The sequence below is a fragment of the Ectothiorhodospira shaposhnikovii genome, assembly GCF_022227765.1.
Lineage (GTDB): Bacteria > Pseudomonadota > Gammaproteobacteria > Ectothiorhodospirales > Ectothiorhodospiraceae > Ectothiorhodospira.
On record NZ_JAJMLZ010000001.1, the window covers coordinates 62,419 to 81,472 of the forward strand.

16 protein-coding genes and 1 tRNA gene are annotated in these 19,054 nt (G+C 63.1%); 10 read left to right on the forward strand and 7 right to left on the reverse strand.

The genetic code is table 11. The annotated features are described in order from the left end of the window. Nucleotides 1-5 precede the first annotated feature (5 nt). On the forward strand, nt 6-944 hold the full coding sequence (locus LQD11_RS00275) for a dimethyl sulfoxide reductase anchor subunit family protein (RefSeq protein ID WP_238615743.1): 939 nt from the start codon (nt 6-8) through the stop codon (nt 942-944). Between the two features lie 43 nt (nt 945-987). Here LQD11_RS00275 and rhlB read toward each other — a convergent pair whose 3' ends face one another. Beyond that, on the reverse strand, nt 988-2,439 hold the full coding sequence (gene rhlB, locus LQD11_RS00280) for an ATP-dependent RNA helicase RhlB (RefSeq protein ID WP_238615744.1): 1,452 nt from the start codon (nt 2,437-2,439) through the stop codon (nt 988-990). 144 nt (nt 2,440-2,583) lie between these two features. Between rhlB and trxA the strand changes: the two genes are divergently transcribed. Next, entirely contained in the window at nt 2,584-2,910 is a 327-nt protein-coding gene (gene trxA / locus LQD11_RS00285) for a thioredoxin TrxA (protein WP_008931158.1), read from the forward strand. Between the two features lie 230 nt (nt 2,911-3,140). Next, nucleotides 3,141-4,400: a transcription termination factor Rho gene (gene rho, locus LQD11_RS00290; protein ID WP_238615745.1), complete on the forward strand. Its 1,260-nt coding sequence runs from the start codon at nt 3,141-3,143 to the stop codon at nt 4,398-4,400. 122 nt (nt 4,401-4,522) lie between these two features. Here rho and LQD11_RS00295 read toward each other — a convergent pair whose 3' ends face one another. From LQD11_RS00295 to LQD11_RS00315, 5 genes are all read right to left on the reverse strand, one after another. After that, entirely contained in the window at nt 4,523-6,994 is a 2,472-nt protein-coding gene (locus tag LQD11_RS00295; RefSeq protein ID WP_238615746.1) for a glycogen/starch/alpha-glucan phosphorylase, read from the reverse strand. 163 nt (nt 6,995-7,157) lie between these two features. After that, entirely contained in the window at nt 7,158-8,438 is a 1,281-nt protein-coding gene (purD, locus tag LQD11_RS00300; protein WP_238615747.1) for a phosphoribosylamine--glycine ligase, read from the reverse strand. A 26-nt stretch (nt 8,439-8,464) separates the two neighbouring features. Further along, complete coding sequence (gene purH / locus LQD11_RS00305; RefSeq protein ID WP_238615748.1) at nt 8,465-10,042, reverse strand: bifunctional phosphoribosylaminoimidazolecarboxamide formyltransferase/IMP cyclohydrolase; 1,578 nt, start codon at nt 10,040-10,042, stop codon at nt 8,465-8,467. Nucleotides 10,043-10,327: 285 nt separating this feature from the next. Continuing rightward, nucleotides 10,328-10,633: a (2Fe-2S) ferredoxin domain-containing protein gene (locus LQD11_RS00310; RefSeq protein ID WP_040404944.1), complete on the reverse strand. Its 306-nt coding sequence runs from the start codon at nt 10,631-10,633 to the stop codon at nt 10,328-10,330. 44 nt (nt 10,634-10,677) lie between these two features. Next, entirely contained in the window at nt 10,678-11,403 is a 726-nt protein-coding gene (locus tag LQD11_RS00315; protein WP_238615749.1) for a DUF481 domain-containing protein, read from the reverse strand. Nucleotides 11,404-11,510: 107 nt separating this feature from the next. On the opposite strand from LQD11_RS00315, the gene LQD11_RS00320 reads away from it, so the two are divergent. The 5 genes from LQD11_RS00320 (at nt 11,511) to LQD11_RS00340 (ending at nt 14,774) form a co-directional block, all read left to right on the forward strand. Next, nucleotides 11,511-12,740: a (Fe-S)-binding protein gene (locus LQD11_RS00320; RefSeq protein WP_238615750.1), complete on the forward strand. Its 1,230-nt coding sequence runs from the start codon at nt 11,511-11,513 to the stop codon at nt 12,738-12,740. 218 nt (nt 12,741-12,958) lie between these two features. Next, a complete protein-coding gene (gene coq7 / locus LQD11_RS00325; protein ID WP_238615751.1) occupies nt 12,959-13,600 on the forward strand; it encodes a 2-polyprenyl-3-methyl-6-methoxy-1,4-benzoquinone monooxygenase in 642 nt (213 codons plus the stop codon). 83 nt (nt 13,601-13,683) lie between these two features. Then, nucleotides 13,684-14,112: a 50S ribosomal protein L13 gene (gene rplM / locus LQD11_RS00330; RefSeq protein WP_008931149.1), complete on the forward strand. Its 429-nt coding sequence runs from the start codon at nt 13,684-13,686 to the stop codon at nt 14,110-14,112. Between the two features lie 58 nt (nt 14,113-14,170). Further along, the gene (rpsI, locus tag LQD11_RS00335) at nt 14,171-14,563 is read left to right on the forward strand and encodes a 30S ribosomal protein S9 (protein ID WP_008931148.1); all 393 of its coding nucleotides are present in this window, start codon (nt 14,171-14,173) and stop codon (nt 14,561-14,563) included. A 137-nt stretch (nt 14,564-14,700) separates the two neighbouring features. After that, nucleotides 14,701-14,774 (forward strand) — tRNA-Gln (locus tag LQD11_RS00340). Between the two features lie 159 nt (nt 14,775-14,933). On the opposite strand, the gene LQD11_RS00345 is transcribed toward LQD11_RS00340, so the two are convergent. Then, a complete protein-coding gene (locus LQD11_RS00345) occupies nt 14,934-15,956 on the reverse strand; it encodes a porin (RefSeq protein WP_238615752.1) in 1,023 nt (340 codons plus the stop codon). 253 nt (nt 15,957-16,209) lie between these two features. Here LQD11_RS00345 and LQD11_RS00350 point away from each other — a divergent pair, with 253 nt between their 5' ends. Both LQD11_RS00350 and LQD11_RS00355 read left to right on the forward strand, forming a co-directional pair. Next, nucleotides 16,210-17,529, forward strand: a complete 1,320-nt coding sequence (locus LQD11_RS00350; protein ID WP_238615753.1) for a sigma-54 interaction domain-containing protein — start codon at nt 16,210-16,212, stop codon at nt 17,527-17,529. Nucleotides 17,530-17,767: 238 nt separating this feature from the next. Then, nucleotides 17,768-18,892, forward strand: coding sequence for a porin (locus LQD11_RS00355; protein WP_238615754.1), 1,125 nt, complete (start codon nt 17,768-17,770; stop codon nt 18,890-18,892). The last annotated feature ends 162 nt before the right edge of the window (nt 18,893-19,054 follow it).

Below are 19,054 nucleotides of genomic sequence, written 5' to 3' on the forward strand. Positions count from 1 at the left end.
CCCCCATGCATCCCGCACTTTCAGTGATCTTCTTCACCGTTCTCTCCGGGGCCGGGTACGGCCTGTTCAGTCTGGTGACGCTGCTGCACCTCACCGGTCTGTATCCCGTGCCGGGGCATGGTGAACTGATGACCCAGCTGGGGCTGGCCCTGGCCCTGATCACCTTCGGCCTGTTTTCGTCCACGTTGCATCTGCACAACCCGAAGAACGCCTGGCGCGCGGTGATGCGGGTGCGCACCTCCTGGCTGTCGCGGGAGGCGGTCTGCGCCCTGAGCTTCTATCCTTTTGCCCTGATCTATCTGTGGCAGATCCTGCGGGCCGGCGTGGAGGTCAGTGCCCTGACGGTAGTGGTCGGCGGCATGGCCCTGTTCCTGGCCCTGCTCACCGTGTTTACCACCGGCATGATCTACGCCAGCCTCAAGACCATCCGTCAGTGGAATACCGCCCTGACACCGGCGAATTACCTGCTGCTGGGGCTGGCCCTGGGGGCAACGGCCCTGGCGGCGGTCCATGCCGGTTTCGGCGGGCGCAGCGAGGGTCTGGTGCTGCTGGCCCTGGGGCTCCTGCTGCTGGCCGGGATGATGAAGGGGCTGTATTACCTGTGGATTCGGGAGGTGACCGGTCCCAGCCTCAATACCGCCACCGGGTTTACCCAGGCGCGGGTCCGGCTGCTGGACCAGGGGCATACGGCGGGCACGTTCCTGACCCGTGAATTCGGATTTGATCCGGGGGCGCGGCGTATTTTCCGGGTGCGACTGGGTGTATTCGGCTTCGGTTTCCTGCTGCCGTTGTTGCTGATGGGGATGGTGCTGGCGGGTGGATCATCCCTTTGGCTGGCCCTGGCGCTGGTATCGGCCCTGGCCGGGATCGGGCTGGAGCGATGGCTGTTCTTTGCCGAGGCCCGTCATGGGGTGATGTTGTATCACGGGTTGCAGCGGACTTGAGGCAAGCTTGAGGGAGGCTCGGCAACGAGCCTCCCTCAGCCTCTCAACGCTCCGGCGTGCCTTCCCCGGCCGGCTTGCGCCGTCTGCGACGTCTGGGCTTGAGGGGGGCTTCCGCCGCCGGGCCGGCCGGCGCGGGTGCGTCCTCGGTCCTCGTGGAAGATGCCGGTGTGTCGCCTTCGGTTTTCGGTCCGGGTTTGCGGCGTCCGCCACCCCTGGACTTGCCGGCATCGGAACGGGGGCGGCGCTCGCCGCGGCCGCCGTCCTTGCCCCGGTCGCCTGGACCGCCGCGCTTGCGCTCGATCTTCGCCGGCGGCTGCAGGTCCTTGAGCAGCAGGTCGGGATCCACCGCCTCGGAGACGATCTTGAAGCCGATATACGATTCGATCTCCGGCAGGTAGAAGGCCGAGTCTTCACAGGCAAAGCTGACGGCGTCGCCTTCCGCCCCGGCCCGGCCGGTACGGCCGATGCGGTGGACATAGTCTTCGCCGGACTGGGGCAGATCGAAATTGAACACATGGGACACATCGGGGATGTGCAGCCCGCGGGCCGCCACGTCGGTAGCCACCAGGACCTGGAATTCGCTGGTCTCGAACTGGGCCAGCAACCGTTGGCGCTTGCGCTGGGGGACATCGCCGGACAGCAGGGCGGCGCGGATGCCGTTGCCCTGCAGCCAGGCCGTGACCTTTTCCGCCATGTGCTTGGTATTGACGAACACCATGGAACGGTCCGGGCTGGAGCGCTTCATGATCCCCAGCAGCAGGGGGATCTTCTCCTCGTTACCGGGGTAGTAGATCACTTGGCGCACCCGTTCGGCGGTGACCTGCTCATCCCGGGTCTGCACCTTCACCGGGTTGTTCATGTGCTCGTAGGCCAGTTCCATCACCCGCCAGGAGAGGGTGGCGGAAAACAGCATGGACTGGCGCTCGGTGGCCGGGGTCATGCGGCGCAGCAAGAAACGCACGTCCTTGATGAAGCCCAGATCGAACATGCGGTCGGCCTCGTCAAGCACCAGGACCTGGGAGCGTCTGAGATCGAAGACCTTCTGCTTGAAGTAGTCGATGATGCGCCCGGGGGTGCCGATGAGGATGTCCACGCCGTCGGCCAGCTGCTTGCGCTGCTTGTCGTAATCGGTGCCGCCGTAGGCCAGTCCCAGGGTCAGGCCGGTATGAGCGCCCAGCACCTGGGCATCCTTGTGAATCTGGATGGCCAGTTCCCGGGTGGGGGCCAGGATCAGGGCCCTGACCTGATTCGGGCGTCGGTCCGCCGGGGCGGGATGCCGGATCAGATGGGTCAGGACGGTGATCAGGAAGGCCGCGGTCTTGCCGGTGCCGGTCTGGGCCTGGCCGGCCACGTCCTTGCCCGTCAGGGCGTGGGGCAGGGCGAGGGCCTGGATGGGGGTGCAATGGGAGAACCCGGCGTCTTCCAGGCCCTGGCGTACCGGCTCGGGAAGATCGAGTTTTGAGAAACTGGTCTCGGAAAGATGTTGGTCCGTCATGGAGATGGGGCCTTTCCTCGCGATATCATTGAAGTAGACTTGAAATGCCGATCCGAATGGGATTCAATTTAGCGGCGCGTCGTGCCGTCCGGAACCTGATACCCCGTGGGGCGACGCCGACATTCTAACCGGAGGTCAATTGTAGTGAGTGAAAACATCACCTATGTCACGGACGCAAGCTTCGAGGACGATGTCCTCAAGTCCGAGCAGCCGGTACTTGTGGACTACTGGGCGGAGTGGTGCGGTCCCTGCAAGATGATCGCCCCGATTCTGGACGAGATTGCCGCGGAGTACGACGGCAAGCTCAAGGTGGCCAAGCTGAACATTGACGAAAATCCGGCCACCCCTCCCAAGTTCGGCATTCGTGGCATTCCGACCCTGATGCTGTTCAAGGGCGGCAATGTGGAGGCGACCAAGGTGGGGGCATTGTCCAAGTCCCAACTCACCGCCTTCATCGACCAGAATATCTGAGAGCCCCCCGGCGTCCAACCCGTATAAAACGGGCTGGACGCCCTGTGGATTGCGTGTTAACGTAACGGACATAAAAAGTCATTCATGTCTTGCCGGCCGCCCGCTCGGGTGGCATCCCTTCTCGAATTCAGATCCGACCGAACCTGAAACCGGTTTCCCAGGCCATTCCTTGTGGGTCCGCCCTGTCCGCCTGAAAACTTTCATAGACAACCCCTCCCTCGAACCTCTATATGAACCTCACCGAACTCAAGCGTAAATCGGCCTCCGAGCTGGTAGAACTCGCGCAGTCCATGGAACTTGAAGGGATGGCGCGGGCGCGAAAACAGGACATCATCTTCGCCATCCTGAAGTCTCACGCCAAGAGCGGTGAGGACATCTTCGGAGACGGAGTGCTGGAGATCCTGCAGGATGGTTTCGGGTTCCTGCGGGGGGCGGACAGTTCCTACCTGGCCGGGCCGGACGACATCTATGTCTCCCCCAGTCAGATCCGCCGCTTCAGCCTGCGCACCGGCGACACCATCTCCGGCAAGATTCGCCCTCCCAAGGAAGGCGAGCGCTACTTCGCGCTGCTGAAGGTGGACAAGATCAATTTCGAGCCGCCGGAAGCCGCCAAGCACAAGGTCCTGTTCGAGAACCTCACGCCGCTGCATGCCTCGCAGCGCATGCGCATGGAGCGGGGCAACGGCTCCACCGAAGACATCACCGCCCGGGTCATCGACATCGTGGCGCCTTTCGGCAAGGGTCAGCGCGGTCTGATCGTCTCCCCGCCCAAGGCCGGCAAGACCCTGATGCTGCAGAACATTGCCCAGAGCATCACCACCAACCATCCCGAATGTTATCTCATTGTCCTGCTGATCGACGAACGTCCCGAGGAAGTGACGGAGATGTCGCGCATGGTGCAGGGTGAAGTGGTGTCCTCCACCTTCGACGAGCCGGCCAGCCGCCATGTGCAGGTGGCCGAGATGGTCATCGAGAAGGCCAAGCGTCTGGTGGAGCACAAGCGGGATGTGGTAATCCTGCTGGATTCCATCACCCGTCTGGCGAGGGCCTACAACACCGTGGTGCCGTCTTCCGGCAAGGTGCTCACCGGTGGTGTGGATGCCAATGCCCTGCATCGTCCCAAGCGTTTCTTCGGTGCCGCCCGTAACATCGAGGAAGGGGGCAGCCTGACCATCCTGGCCACCGCCCTGATCGATACCGGCTCCAAGATGGACGAGGTGATCTACGAGGAGTTCAAGGGCACCGGCAACATGGAAGTCCATCTGGACCGCCGGATTGCCGAGAAGCGTGTCTACCCGGCCATCAACATCAACCGCTCCGGCACCCGTCGCGAAGAGTTGCTCACCGATCCGGAAGAGTTGCAGAAGCTGTGGATCCTGCGCAAGTTCCTGCACCCGATGGACGAACTGGAAGCGATGGATTTCCTGCTGGGTCGTCTGCAGTCCACCAAGACAAACAACGAATTCTTCGACATGATGAAGCGCAGCTGAGGCTGCACTTCAGGGCTGTTGCCGCCTCCATGCTTCCTGGGCGGCCCGCTCTGGACTCCCGCTTTCGCGGGAGTGACGGATGTGGTTATCCCCGCGCAAGCGGGGATCCAGTGAAGCCCCCCTCAGACCCACCCCTCCGGGGAGATGCCCCAGACCTCCTGCGCATACTGCATCACCGTGCGGTCGATGGAGAAATGCCCCATCCGTGCCGTGTTCAGCATCGCCTTGCGCATCCAGGCCTCCGGATCGCGGTACAGGGCATCCACCGCCTCATGGGCGCGGACATAGTCCGCATAATCCGCCAGCACCATGTACTGGTCCTCGGTCAGCAGATTATTGACCAGATCCCGGTAACGCCCCGGCTCCTGGGGTGAGAAGAAACCGTCACGGATCATGTCCAGGGCCCGACGCAGTTCGTCGTTGGACTCGTAGAAATCCCGGGGTCGATAGCCTTCCCGCTTGAGCCGTTCCACTTCCTCGGCATTCATGCCGAAGATGAAGATGTTCTCCTCGCCCACCGCCTCCCGGATCTCGATATTGGCCCCGTCCAGGGTGCCGATGGTCATGGCGCCGTTCAGGGCCAGTTTCATGTTGCCGGTGCCGGATGCCTCGGTGCCCGCGGTGGAAATCTGCTCCGAAAGATCGGCTGCCGGAATGATCACGGCGGCGGTACTCACATCGTAATTGGGCAGGAAGACCACCTGCTGCTTGGGGTTCATGGGGTCATGATTCACCACGTCGGCCACGTCATTGATCAGCCGGATGATCTGCTTGGCCCGGGTATAGGAGGGGGCCGCCTTGCCGGCGAACAGGGTGACCCTCGACACTTGCTCCTCGGCGCGCCCTTCCCGTATCCGGTTGTAGAAGGTGATCACATGCAGCACGTTGAGCAGCTGCCGCTTGTACTCGTGGATCCGCTTGATCTGGATATCAAACAGGGCGTCCGGGCTGATGGTGATGTCCATCTGCCGCTTCACCAGTTCCGCCAGACGTTCCTTGTTGCGTCGTTTCACCTGCTGGAATTCGTGGCGGAAGTCCCTATTGTCCACCAGGGGTTCCAGTCTCCTGAGCTGTTCCAGATCCATGGTCCAGTCGTTGCCGATATGTCGGGTGATCAGGTCCGCCAGCGCCGGGTTGGCCTGATTCAGCCAGAGCCGGGGTGTGATGCCGTTGGTGATGTTGACGAATCGGTCCGGCCACAGACGGTAGAAGTCGTTGAACAGGTGCTTTTTCAGCAGTTCCGTATGCAGGGCCGCCACGCCGTTGACCATGTGACTGCCGACGACGGCCAGATGGGCCATGCGTACCTGGCGACCATGGGTTTCATCAATGATGGACAAGCGACGGACGATGTCGTTGTCTCCGGGGAAGTTGTGACGGACCTCGTTGAGGAAGTGGAAATTGATGTCGTAGATGATCTGCATGTGGCGCGGCAGCACCCGCTCCATGAGCGTCACCGGCCAGGTTTCCAGGGCCTCGGGCATCAGGGTGTGGTTGGTGTAGGAGAACACGCCCCGGGTCAGCTCCCAGGCCTTTTGCCAGGGAAGCTGATGGCTGTCCACCAGCAGTCGCATGAGTTCGGCGATGGCGATGGCGGGGTGGGTGTCGTTGAGCTGAATGGCCACCTTGTCCGGCAGTGACTCGATGGGATAGCCCAGTTCAACGTGTCGGTGCAGGATGTCCTGGATGGAGGCGGAGACGAAGAAGTACTCCTGCTTCAGGCGCAGTTCCCGGCCGATGGCGGTGGCATCATTGGGGTAGAGCACCATGGAGATGGTCTCGGACTCGATCTTCTCCCGCACGGCGCGGATGTAGTCGCCTTCGTTGAAATAATCCAGATCGAAGTCCCGGGTGGCCTTGGCGGCCCAGAGCCGCAGGTTGTTCGCGTTCTTGTTGCCGAAGCCGGGGGTCGGGTAGTCATAGGCCATGGCGATGACTTCCTCGCCGTCCTCCCAGTGATAGCGGGGTTGTCCCCGTTCCCGGTGTTCCACCACGTAGCCGTAGAAATGCACGGGGAAGATCTTTTCCGGCCGGGGGAATTCCCAGGGGTTGCCGTAGCGCAGCCAGTTGTCCGGATGCTCCACCTGCTCGCCGTTCTCGATGCCCTGGTGGAACATGCCGAACTCATAGCGGATGCCGTAGCCGTACCCGGGCAGGCACTGGCTGGCCATGGAGTCCAGGATGCAGGCGGCCAGCCGGCCCAGGCCGCCGTTGCCCAGGGCCGCGTCGGACTCCATGTCGATGATTTCGTGCAGACTCACCCCCATCTCTTCCAGGGCCTCGCAGCAGGCTTCGTAGAAACCCAGATTCATGAGGCTGTTTACCAGCATGCGGCCGATGAGGTATTCCATGGACAGGTAATAGACCCGCTTGACCTGTTCCTGGTCGAACAGGCGCTTGGTATACATGCGCCGCTCGATGATGCGTTCCCGGACGGCGAAGGAGACGGCGTGTAGCCAGTCCCGGGGGGTAGCGGTGAGGGGATCCTTGCCGACGATGTGGATCAGGGCGTCACGAATGGACTCCTTGAGCGAGTCCTTGTCGCAGGGCAGGGGGCGGGGGTCGTATTCGTGGACCATTTCCAGGGTTTTCATGAGGCTCCTGCTCCCGAGGCGTGAGTCTGTTGGATATGTCTACTTACTAACCTATCCTGAATGAAAAATAAAATCGCGGGTGAAGTGGCCACCGATGGCGCCACTGCGGCGGCCGGGCTTCAGCCCGGCCGCCGTTGCCGGATGGGGTGCGGCGCCCGGGGGATCACTCCCGGGCCACGGCCCGGTACCCGATATCGGTCCGGTAGTAGACGTCATCCCAGTTCAGCAGCTTCGTCAGCGCGTAGGCCCGGGCCTGGGCATCACTGACCCGCTCGCCCAGTCCCACGGCGCACAGTACCCGTCCGCCCTGGGTGACTACCTGGCCGTCCTTCAGGGCCGTGCCCGCATGGAACACCTTGGCGTCTTCGGCATCGGTGTCCGGCAGGCCTCGGATCACGTCCCCCTTGCGGTAATCGGCGGGATAGCCGCCGGCCGCCAGCACCACGCCCAGGGCGGCGCGGGGATCCCAGTCGGCCTCTGTCCGGTCCAGGCGACCCGCCAGGGCGGCCTCCACCAGTTCGATCAGGTCCGAACGCAGCCGCATCATGATGGGCTGGGTTTCCGGGTCGCCGAAGCGGCAATTGAATTCCAGCACCTTGGGGATGCCCTGGGCATCGATCATCACCCCGGCATAGAGAAAGCCGGTGTAGGGGGTGCCTTCGGCCGCCATGCCCCGCACCGTGGGCAGGATCACCTGGTTCATGATGCGCTCATGGATCTCGGGGGTGACCACCGGGGCCGGGGAGTAGGCGCCCATGCCGCCGGTGTTGGGACCCTGGTCGCCATTGTCCCGGGCCTTGTGGTCCTGGGAGGTGGCCATGGGCAGCACATGCTCGCCGTCCACCATGCAGATGAAGCTGGCCTCCTCACCGCTGAGGAACTCCTCGATCACCACTCGGTGACCGGCCTCGCCGAAGGCGTTGCCCGCCAGCATGTCGCGCACCGCGGCCTCCGCTTCCGCCAGGGTCCGGGCCAGGATCACGCCCTTGCCGGCGGCCAGTCCATCAGCCTTGACCACGATGGGCGCGCCCTGGGCGCGCAGGTAGGCCAGCGCCTCGTCCAGATCCGTGAAGCTGCCGTAGGCGGCCGTGGGGATCCGGTGGCGGGCGAGAAAGTCCTTGGAGAAGGCCTTGGAGCCTTCCAGGCGGGCGGCGTCCTTCGTCGGGCCGAAAATGGCCAGGCCCTCGGCCCTGAAGGCGTCCACGACCCCGGCCACCAGGGGGGCTTCGGGGCCGACGATGGTCAGGTCGATGCCTTCCGTCCGGGCAAAGGCCAGCAGACCGGGGATGTCCTCGGCGCCGATGTCCAGGTTGCGGCAGCCCGCTTCCCGGGCCGTGCCCGCATTGCCGGGGGCCACGAAGACCGTGTCCACCCGGGGCGACCGGGCCGCCTTCCAGGCCAGGGCATGTTCGCGGCCACCGCCGCCGATGATGAGAATTTTCATCGTGTTCACCTCGTTAGCCCCAAGAATCAATGCCGAAAATGTCGCATGCCCGTGAACAGCATGGCCATGCCGTGCTCATTGGCCGCCTGAATCACTTCCTCGTCCCGCATGGAGCCGCCGGGCTGGATCACGGCGGTGATACCGGCCTCGTGGGCGGCGTCGATGCCGTCGCGGAACGGGAAAAAGGCGTCCGAGGCCATCACCGAGCCGGAGACCTGCAGGTTCTCGTCGGCGGCCTTGATGCCGGCGATGCGGGCGGAGTACACCCGGCTCATCTGGCCGGCGCCGACGCCGATGGTACGGCCGTCCCGGGCGTAGACGATGGCGTTGGACTTGACGAACTTGGCCACCCGCCAGGCGAACAGCAGATCCGCCTTCTCCTGGTCGGTGGGGGCGCGTTCCGAAACCAGCTTCAGGTCGGATTCGCTGACCTGGCCCAGATCCCGGTCCTGAACCAGCAGGCCGCCGTTGACCCGCTTGAAGTCCCAGCCACCGCCGGCTTCACCCCACTGGCCGCAGGCCAGCAGACGCACGTTGGGCTTGCCGGAAACGGCCTTGACGGCCTCCGGGGAGACCTCGGGGGCGATGATCACCTCCACGAACTGACGCGCCACAATGGCCTCGGCGGTCTTGCCGTCCAGGGGGCGGTTGAAGGCGATGATGCCGCCGAAGGCGGAGGTGGGGTCGGTGGCAAACGCCAGGTCATAGGCGGCCAGGATGTCGGCGGCCACGGCCACGCCGCAGGGGTTGGCGTGCTTGACGATGACGCAGGCCGGGGCCTCGAACTGCTTCACGCATTCCAGGGCGGCGTCGGTGTCGGCGATGTTGTTGAAGGACAGGGCCTTGCCCTGGATCTGGCGGGCGGTGGCCACGCCGGCCTCGGCGGGATGACGTTCCCGGTAGAAGGCGGCGGACTGATGGGGGTTCTCGCCGTAGCGCAGGTCCAGGCTTTTTTCAAATTGCAGGGACAGGGTGCCGGGGAAGGGGGCCTGGGTCTTTTCGTCCTGCACGCCGGTCAGGTAGTTGGCGATGGCGCCGTCATAGCGGGCGGTATGGGCAAAGGCCTTGGCCGCCAGTTCAAAGCGCAGGGCATGGGGCAGGCTGCCGTCACCGGCGGTCAGGGCTTCCAGCACCCGGTCGTAGTCGGATGGGTCCACCACAATGCCCACATGGGCATGGTTCTTGGCCGAGGCACGTACCATGGCCGGGCCGCCGATGTCGATGTTCTCGATGGCGTCTTCCAGGCTGCAGCCGGGGCGGGCCACGGTGGCTTCAAAGGGGTAGAGGTTTACCACCACCAGGTCGATGGGGGGGATGTCGTGGGTCTGCATGGCCTCGTCGTCCATGCCCCGACGCCCCAGGATACCGCCGTGGATCTTCGGGTGCAGGGTCTTGACCCGGCCGTCCATCATCTCGGGAAAACCGGTATGGGCGGAGACCTCCTTGACCGGGATGCCTTCTTCCATGAGGAGTTTCGCGGTGCCGCCGGTGGAAAGGATCTCGATGCCCCGCGTCGCCAGTGCCTGGGCAAAGGGCAGCAGGCCGGTCTTGTCGGAAACGCTGATGAGCGCGCGGGTCACGGGTCGGGAAATTGCTTGGGTCATGGGCTCGGCCAGTCTGGTGATGACAAAAAGACTGGGAATTATACGCGCCCGCGGGAACCCAAGGCCACCGGCAAAAAAAAGCGCGGCTTGAGGGGGCCGCGCCAAAACCACCAAAGGAGGATGGAGGAGTATACCGAATGCGGAGAGATCCGCGAGACGATATGGTTCTAACTATCGTATGCTGCACTGCACATGTCAAGGCGGACGGACATTTTTTTCATGCAGGACGACGGGCGGTGTTCCATCGAGGACCAATGGTTTAAGTCTCGGTCCGCCCGGCGGGATCTAGATTCGCAGGCGTTCCACCACCCGACCATGTTGCAGGTGCTCGTCCACGATTTCGTCGATATCCTTTTCATCGACAAAGGTGTACCAGACTCCTTCCGGATAGACCACGGCCACCGGCCCCTCATTGCAACGATCCAGACAGCCGGCGGCGTTCACCCGCACGCCGCCCTGGCCATGGATGCCCAGGGCCTTGGCCCGCTTCTTGGCATGATCGCGCAGTCGGGAGGCCTCGAAATGTTCGCAGCAGTTGCCGTCTTCGCGGCAGTTGGTGCAAAAGAAGATGTGTCGTTTGAAATGGCTCATCTTGTTTTCCGGTTCCAGATCAGGAGGGACGGTCAACGGGATTCCTACCACAGGTCATAGACCAGATTCACCGCCGTGGTGGTGTCGGTATTCTTGCGGTCTTCCGGTACGTTCGTATTGTGCCTGACCGTCAGGGACAGGCGCATGGAAAACTTGGCATTGATGCGCATGCGCAGGGCGGCCACGGATTCGATTTCCGTATTGTCGTCGCCGGCCTGGATCAGCAGGTCTTCGGTGAAGCGGGCATTGTCGCCGATGCGATGATCCAGCGCGCCCACCAGGCGCAGGATGGCTTCGTCTTCCTGCCTGCCGTCCTCCAGCTTGTCCTGGCGCAGACCGGCGCCGGCCTCCAGATTCAGGCGTGTGCGTGGTGAATCCACCACCCGGCGACCATAGCCGGCGGCCAGGCTGCGCTGATACTCGTAGCCGCTGAATCGGTCCCGTTCCGCCCTGAGGGCGCCGAACAGGTAATCCCGGTCGGAGACCTTGTGATCGCTCTGGAAGGCCCCCAGATAGCGCTCCTTGGTGGTGGTGCCGTCCTCCGAGGCCAGGTGTCCCTCCAGTTGCAGGGTGTGGCGCCACAGGGTTTGCTCGTGACGAATCCTGGTGCGGGCGTTGAAGCTGTCGGAGTCGGTATTGCCGCTGGTCAGGATCGCCCCCAGTTCCGCCTGTCCACTCCAGCCCTCGTTGTCACCCCATTCTCCAGCTTGGAGCGGCAGGGTGAACAGGAGCAGGCTGATACAATAGGGCGACAGTGTTCTGAAAAACATGATTGATCGGAGTGTCCGCGGGTGAATCTGGCCGGACACTCTAACAGATCCCGCCTCACCCACTGGAGGACGGCCCTGATGCCGCCGCTTTTCAAGTGCGCTCCGCCATGAACCATGACGATATCCTGCGGGATACCGACCGCTGCGTGAAATGCGGTCTGTGCCTGCCCCATTGCCCCACGTACCGGGTCACCCGGGATGAGGGCGACTCCCCCCGTGGCCGCATCACCCTCATGCAGGGGCTGATGAGCGGTGCCCTGAGAGATGACGCGGCAGTGCGCCGACACCTGGAGGGGTGTGTGGGCTGTCGTGCCTGCGAGGCGGTCTGTCCTTCCGGCGTGCCCTTCGGCAGTTTGATGGATGCGACGCGGGCGAGCCTGATCCCGCCGCCGCGAGGGGCCGGTCTGGTGGGTGGGTATCTGCTGCGCCATGGGGGTGCCAGACGCGCGGCATCCGGGGGACTGCGGGTGGCCGGGCGCCTGGGTCTGGGCAGGCTGGCCGCCCGCCTGGGCGCGGATGATCGACCGGGCGCGGCCCGCGCGGCGTCCTTTCTGCCGGATGTGGCGCCCCCGCCGCGGCCGTCTTTGGTGGGGCGTTCGGCCGCGGCGGATGCTGCGGTGGACGACGTGCGGGGCACGGTGTTCCTGTTCGCCGGCTGTACCGCGGAGACCTTTGACGGGCCTTCGCTGGAGGCCGCCGCCCGGTTGCTCGGGCGCCTGGGTTACCGAGTCGTGCTGCCGGAAGGGCAGGTATGCTGCGGGGCGCTGGATCATCATGCCGGTCGTGCCGGGGACGCGGCGGAGCTTGCGGGCCGCAATCGGGCGGTCTTCGCCGGGCGTGAGGGGCCTGTCCTGAGTCTGAACAGCGGCTGTCGTGTCCATCTGCGGGCCGGCGGCGGCGACGGATTCGGTGAGCGGGTGACCGGCCTGTGCCGGTTGCTGGCGGACGTGGACCTGGCGCCGTTGCAACTGATCGAGACTCCCCTCAAGGTGGTCTTCCATACGCCCTGTACCTTGCGGTACGGGTTGCGCGAGCACGGATGGATGGAGGCCCTGCTGCGGCGCCTGCCCGGTGTGGAACTGACTCCCTTGCCGGACAACGCCTTTTGTTGCGGCGGTTCCGGCAGTCACATGCTGACCCATCCACAGATGGCCGACCGGCTGCTGGCTCCCAAGCTGGATGCCCTTGCGGCGCTGGCGCCGGCCGTGCTCGTCACCGCCAATGTGGGCTGCGGCCTGCACCTGGCGGCCGGTATCCGGCGCCGGGGGCTGGCGATATCGGTCATGAGCCTGGCCCGGCTCATCGACAGTCGTTGTGGATTGCCGCCCGGTTCATAGAACTCGTTCCTCCTTCGCGCTCGGGGGTGCTTCCCCATCGGTTGGAAGCCCTTGAGGGAATTGGTTTGCCGGCGAATTGGTGGTATCGAAAGATTGTTGCCTCATCACGGTTGGGGACGGTCGGTACTCGTCCTGAAAACCCCTGTCTTTAGCAGGTTTGCCTGCTGCTGGACTTGCAGTATCTTCATAGACATGCCCACAGCCCGTGTCAGCCCTCCATGCGCCAACTGAGCCCCACCGATCGCCTGCTGTCTGCCATTGATGAAGGTTTGTGCACCCTGTTCGGCCGTCCCCGCGCCACCGAGCGCCCGGACCCGGCCCGGTCGGTGGTGGAACCGGAACTGGATGACAACGCCCGCGTCCTCTCCGGTCGCCTCATGCGCATCAATCATGCGGGGGAGGTGGCCGCCCAGGGGCTCTACCAGGGGCAGGCCCTCACTGCCCGTGGCGGCGAGGTGCGCGAGCGCATGGAACGCTCCGCCCGGGAAGAAAACGATCATCTGCTCTGGTGCGAACGCCGTCTGGCGGCCCTGGGCACCCACAAGAGCTTCCTCAACCCCCTGTGGTATGGCGGCGCCTTCACCATCGGCGCCCTGGCCGGAGCGGCGGGCGACAAGTGGAGCCTGGGTTTCGTGCACGAGACGGAGCAGCAGGTGATCCGTCATCTGGATGAACATCTGGCCCGTGTCGTCCCCGAGGACGCGCCGACCCGGGCGGTACTGGAGCAGATGAAGATCGACGAGGCCCATCATGGCGAACTGGCCATGTCCCTGGGCGGGGAAGTCCTGCCCTGGCCCCTGCGCAAGCTGGTGATGCCGGTGACCGCCAAGGTGATGACCGGGACGACCTGGTGGATTTGAACGGAATCCCCCCTTGTCACCCGGGCACTTCCCCGTTATCATTGCGCGCTTTCCGTGATTCATGTGCACCCTGGAGTTCAGGAATGAAGACCTTTAGCGCCAAGCCCGCTGAAGTCACCCGCGACTGGTACGTGGTTGATGCCTCCGGCAAGACCCTCGGCCGGCTCGCCAGCGAAGTGGCTCGCCGCCTGCGCGGCAAGCACAAGCCCGTGTATACCCCGCACGTGGATACCGGTGACTACATCGTGATCGTGAATGCCTCCAAGGTGCGCCTCAGCGGCAACAAGGAAACCGACAAGATGTACTACCGGCACACCGGTTACGTCGGTCACATGAAGTCCGCCAGCGCGCAGCAGATCCGTGAGAACGCCCCCGAGCGCCTCATCGAGATCGCGGTGAAGGGCATGCTGCCCAAGAACCCCCTGGGCCGGGCCATGTTCAAGAAGCTCAAGGTGTATGCCGGAGCCGAGCACAGCCACGCCGCCCAGCAGCCCCAGCCGCTGGAAATCTGAACAACACCCTGATCCGGCCGCCTTGCGTGGCCGGGCAGCACATAGAGCAGGTCAAGAGATGGCAACAACCCAGAACTACGGAACCGGACGCCGCAAAGAGGCTTCTGCGCGGGTTTTTCTGCGCCCCGGCAAGGGCGAGATCACCGTCAACAACAAGCCCCTGGACGTCTACTTCGGGCGTGAGACCTCCCGCATGGTGGTCCGTCAGCCGCTGGAAGTGGCCGAAAGCCTGGATCGTTTCGATATCGTGGCCACGGTGAAGGGCGGCGGTGCCAACGGTCAGGCCGGTGCCATCCGTCTGGGTATTGCCCGCGCTCTGGTGGAATACGACGAGAAGCTGCGTGGCGCCATGCGCACCCACGGCTTCATGACCCGCGACGCCCGTCAGGTCGAGCGTAAGAAGGTCGGTCTGCGCAAGGCACGTCGCGCGACTCAGTTCAGCAAGCGCTGATCCCCGACGACGGGGACGGCTTGCAGTCACCCCGGGGCTATCCATCAGGATGGCCTCGTGGGGGATGGTTTTTCGGTTTTTATTTCGGGGCTTGATTCAACACCCCGTCATGCTGTAGATTTACGCCTCGGTTTTATTGGGGGATCGTCTAGCGGTAGGACTACGGACTCTGACTCCGTCAACCCAGGTTCGAATCCTGGTCCCCCAGCCATATCCATGAAAAAGGCCCCCTTGCGGGGCCTTTTTCGTGGATGTGATTCAAGGAGCCACCAGGTTCGAACCAAAAAAAAGCCCGGATGGAATCCGGGCAGGCGCGTCACATGCGCGCTGAAGCAGAGGCGGGCGTCCCTGCCCGAAAAGGCATCATCCCTTAGAAGTCGTACCGCATGCCAAGAGAAAAGGCCTTGGCGGTCTCGCCGGCGACACCGCCCGGACCGGAGGTGCGGGCCTGGCTCCAGGGGGTCAGTGCAGATGCATCATCGTTGTCCATCATGGCAAAGTTGCCATAGAACCGCAGGGCACGATCGACGCGATATTCAAGGCCCAGGGCAAAGAGATTGGCGTCTTTGTCCGTAAGATCCGAATCCAAAGCGAAGTAGTGGGCATTCAGATACATGCTGGGGCTCAGCCTGTACTGACCGGCTACGCCAACTACCGTGCCTTCATTTTCAGCGGCGGATTCCGACTTCTGGTAGAAGCCGGCAAGCGTGAATTCCGGGGTGATCCGGTATGCCGCGGCCAGTCTCCAAGCTTCGGGGTTGGGACTGTTTTCGATGTTCTGGCGTTCAAAGGCGACCGCGCCGGTGAAGGGGCCGTTTTTATAGTTCAAGGAGGTGCTAAAGGCCCGGTTGTCACTACCTTCGGCAGTGGTCTGGTTGCGGTGATCCGTGGAAAAATCCAGATCCCAGACAAAGCCGTTCAGGCTGGGGCTGCGGTAATGCAGGGCGTTGCGGAACCGCTCATCGAAACGGCCATGATCCGAGGTGCGGGCAATATTGCGAAGGTCCCCCACTTGGTCGCCGAAGAAATTGGCCGGATCCCGGGCGCGCTTGAAAGAGGTATCGAAGCGGCCGATTCGCAGCATCCCCCAGTCGCCTTTGAGACCGGCAAAGGTGTCTCGGGTGGTGAAAGTTTCGTTGGATTCGCTGCTGTCGAACTGGATTTCCTGTTCAATCTGGAAAATAGCGGTCAGTTCAGGGGTGAATTGTCTTTCGCCCTTGAAACCCAGGCGGCTGGAGTTGCTGGAGATGTTCACTTCGCTATAGTCGGCACCGTCATCCAGAAGGTCCACGGACAGGTGGGCGCGACCGTAGATGGTGATGTCGGCAACCGCCAGGGCAGGCATGGACAGGCCGGCGGCGACCATCGCCGCGATAAGCTTCTTGTGCTGCATGAAATAGGCTCCCCAAGTGATGTTGTAAAAAAGAGACAGCGTCCTGTGCCTCAAAACCCGGGGCGACTATGTCTTCTGATTATTAAAGGTAAGTTAAACCCCCGTGAAATTGTGATGAACAGTCCAGGGCACGGACGTGGGGGCGGCCCTCAGCCGCGAAGGGGATACGTCCTCTGTTGCCGATGCCGTCTGAACATTGGCCGTGGATGATAGACTGCCCGATACCCGGGCATCCGATGGAACAAAACCCCGCATGCTGACCCTGAATAACCGCCCCAACCCCGCTGCCGCGCCCACCCTCGACCAAGTGGTCGAACTGATCCCCGATGCTTTCGTAATCTTCGACGGCGACCATCGCCTGCTGGCCGCCAATGCGGCGGCCCTGCGCTGTCTGTCCCTCTCCCGCGAGGATCTGCGGGGGATGGGCTGTCATGAATTCTTTCAGGGGGTGCCGGGTGACTGTGCCGGGGAGGGGGGCTGTCCACTGGTCACCGCGGGATCCGCGATGGAGCCTCTTCCGGTGCAGATCCCGGGAGGACGGGGGCGCCGGCGTCTGAGCGTCCGGATTTCCCGGGGGCGGGGCGAGCACGGCGACTTTTTCGGTCTGCTGCTGCATCCCGACCCGGAGGCGGCCCCCGCGTCACCGGAGGGGGCGCGCCTGGTGGGGCAGTCCCTCCCCATGTTGGAGCTGATGCGGATGGTGGAGCGGGTGGCGCCCACCAGTGCCACCGTATTGCTGCTGGGGGAGAGCGGCGTGGGCAAGGAGCGGGTGGCGGATTATCTGCACCACTGTTCCGGCCGCGCCCAGGGGCCGTTGGTGGTGGTGGACTGTTCCACTCTGGGGGAACAGATTATCGAGGCGGAGCTGTTCGGCTATGAAAAGGGCGCCTTCACCGGCGCGGACCGGCGCAAGGTCGGCCTGTTCGAGGCGGCCCAGGGGGGGACGCTGTTCATCGACGAGGTGGGGGAGTTACCCCTGTCCATGCAGAGCAAGCTATTGCGGGTGTTGGAAACCTCCCGTATCCGCCGGGTGGGCGGCACCGATTACATCCCGGTGGATGCCCGGGTGGTGGCCGCCACCCACCGGGACCTGGCGGCCATGGTGGCCCGGGGTGGGTTCCGGGAAGACCTCTATTACCGCCTGTCCGCCTTTCCGGTCTTCATTCCCCCCCTGCGGGAGCGGCGGGAAGACGTCATCGCCCTGGCGGAACATTTCCTGCGGCAGGCGGACGGTGGGGCACTGCATCTGCCCCTGTCCGTGCCGGTGGCCGATCTGCTGGTGTCCTATCATTATCCGGGCAATGTGCGCGAGTTGAAGAACATCATGACCCGGGCGGCGATCCTGGCCGGTACCGGGCCGTTGCTGCCCGAACACATCGCTTTCCAGTCTCAGGCCGGCGAAGCGGTGTCGGTGGCCTCCCCGCGTCGTGGTTCCCGTAGCGTCTGCACCGAAGCCGGTGTCCGCGCGGCGCTGGCGGCTACTGGTGGCCACCGTGCGGAAGCCGCCCGGCACCTGGGCGTCAGTGAGCGCACTCTCTATCGCTATCTGGAAAAATTCCAGATCCGGGTGTAGAGGTAGGTTCCGTGGGCGGCGTTCGCGACCGGGGGCATCCGCTTGGATGTTTCAAAAAAACAACAATCTCCATTTCTGTCATGACGCGTCATGACATTGTCATGCGATATGTCATGGTGTGTTGTTTTTTTACACTTTTAAAATCAGTGGGTTAGTGTTTGGCACGGCTTCTGCTTAGTGGTAATCGGCTGACACGGTCAGACCCTTATACAACAAAGCTCTGCAGAGGAACGTAAACATGCAAAAGAAAGTGCTCGTATTCGCAGTAGCCGCGGCCATGGGCCTGCCCGCCGCCGCCATGGCCGACACCACCCTGTACGGCCGCATGAACCTGTCCGTGGATATCGTGGACAACGGTGACGATACCACCCACCAGCTGGCCTCTAACTCCTCCCGTCTGGGTGTGCGTGGTTCCGAGGACCTGGGCAACGGCCTGCGTGGTGTGTTCCAGATTGAGGCTGCCCTGCAGGGTGACAGCGGCTCCGCCTTCGGTAGCAGCAACCTGACCGGTCGTAACACCTACGTGGGTCTGGCCGGTGCCTTCGGTGAAGTGCGCGTTGGTAAGCACGATACCCCCTACAAGCTGGCCACCCTGCCGCTGAACTTCTTTGCCGACACCCTGGGTGACATGAACCATGTCACCAGTCAGATGGGTGGGCTGGACAAGTATGACGGCGTTGAAGGTCTGGTCGCTAGCAAGTCTGGTCTGGGTTCATTCTATAATCGTAATGACAACACCCTGCTGTATTTGAGCCCGAATTTCGATGGCCTGCAGTTCATGGCTTCCTATACGACCGACAAGAGGGATGACCGTTCTTCTGGCATCGCTAATGATGCTAATGCCTTCTCTCTGGCAGCCTCTTTCACTCAAGGTCCGATGTACGTCACAGTGGCTTTTGAACAGTTGAATGATGGTTCTGTGCTTGTGGATGATAATGGTGATGCCGTGTATGGCGACGCCCAGGCTTGGAAAGTGGGTGGTACCTACCAGATTGATGCCCTGACTCTGGCTGCCATGTACGAAAATGTTGACTCCGGCATCAATGGTGTTGGTGATCGTGATGCCTTCCATCTGGGTGCCAAGTACCAGCTGGGTCAGGCCTACCTGATGGGTTCTTACACTTATGCCGGTGAAAGTGATATCGATGATAGCGACGCCCAGATGTATGCCCTGGGTGCCGGTTACAACCTGTCCCGTCGCACCGCCGTCTACGCCGTGTTTGCTCAGATCCTGAACGAAAGCGGTAACGAGTCTGGTGCCACCTATGGCTTCCAGGGTAGCGGCAAGGGTAAGGGTTTTGCCGGTGCTGACTTCGGCGACAACCCCGCTGGCTTCTCCGTCGGCGTGACCCACAACTTCTAATCATCGGTCCCATGCCGATGGCATTGCCCAGGGTCGCCTGACCGGAAGGCATGCACTGGAAGTTCAAAGGGTGCGGAGGGAAACCTCCGCACCCTTTTTGCTTTTCCCCGCCTCTCACCTCATCCCGGCCGGGGTGCTAGAATAGGTGCCCCTCCCGCAGTG

What these genes read in the sequence shown, in the direction of transcription:
- LQD11_RS00275 (WP_238615743.1), top strand. Translation starts at nt 6, where the DNA reads ATGCATCCCGCACTTTCAGTGATCTTCTTCACCGTTCTCTCCGGGGCC.
- rhlB (WP_238615744.1), bottom strand. Translation starts at nt 2,439, where the DNA reads ATGACGGACCAACATCTTTCCGAGACCAGTTTCTCAAAACTCGATCTT.
- rho (WP_238615745.1), top strand. Translation starts at nt 3,141, where the DNA reads ATGAACCTCACCGAACTCAAGCGTAAATCGGCCTCCGAGCTGGTAGAA.
- LQD11_RS00295 (WP_238615746.1), bottom strand. Translation starts at nt 6,994, where the DNA reads ATGAAAACCCTGGAAATGGTCCACGAATACGACCCCCGCCCCCTGCCC.
- purD (WP_238615747.1), bottom strand. Translation starts at nt 8,438, where the DNA reads ATGAAAATTCTCATCATCGGCGGCGGTGGCCGCGAACATGCCCTGGCC.
- purH (WP_238615748.1), bottom strand. Translation starts at nt 10,042, where the DNA reads ATGACCCAAGCAATTTCCCGACCCGTGACCCGCGCGCTCATCAGCGTT.
- LQD11_RS00310 (WP_040404944.1), bottom strand. Translation starts at nt 10,633, where the DNA reads ATGAGCCATTTCAAACGACACATCTTCTTTTGCACCAACTGCCGCGAA.
- LQD11_RS00315 (WP_238615749.1), bottom strand. Translation starts at nt 11,403, where the DNA reads ATGTTTTTCAGAACACTGTCGCCCTATTGTATCAGCCTGCTCCTGTTC.
- LQD11_RS00320 (WP_238615750.1), top strand. Translation starts at nt 11,511, where the DNA reads ATGAACCATGACGATATCCTGCGGGATACCGACCGCTGCGTGAAATGC.
- coq7 (WP_238615751.1), top strand. Translation starts at nt 12,959, where the DNA reads ATGCGCCAACTGAGCCCCACCGATCGCCTGCTGTCTGCCATTGATGAA.
- rplM (WP_008931149.1), top strand. Translation starts at nt 13,684, where the DNA reads ATGAAGACCTTTAGCGCCAAGCCCGCTGAAGTCACCCGCGACTGGTAC.
- rpsI (WP_008931148.1), top strand. Translation starts at nt 14,171, where the DNA reads ATGGCAACAACCCAGAACTACGGAACCGGACGCCGCAAAGAGGCTTCT.
- LQD11_RS00345 (WP_238615752.1), bottom strand. Translation starts at nt 15,956, where the DNA reads ATGCAGCACAAGAAGCTTATCGCGGCGATGGTCGCCGCCGGCCTGTCC.
- LQD11_RS00350 (WP_238615753.1), top strand. Translation starts at nt 16,210, where the DNA reads ATGCTGACCCTGAATAACCGCCCCAACCCCGCTGCCGCGCCCACCCTC.
- LQD11_RS00355 (WP_238615754.1), top strand. Translation starts at nt 17,768, where the DNA reads ATGCAAAAGAAAGTGCTCGTATTCGCAGTAGCCGCGGCCATGGGCCTG.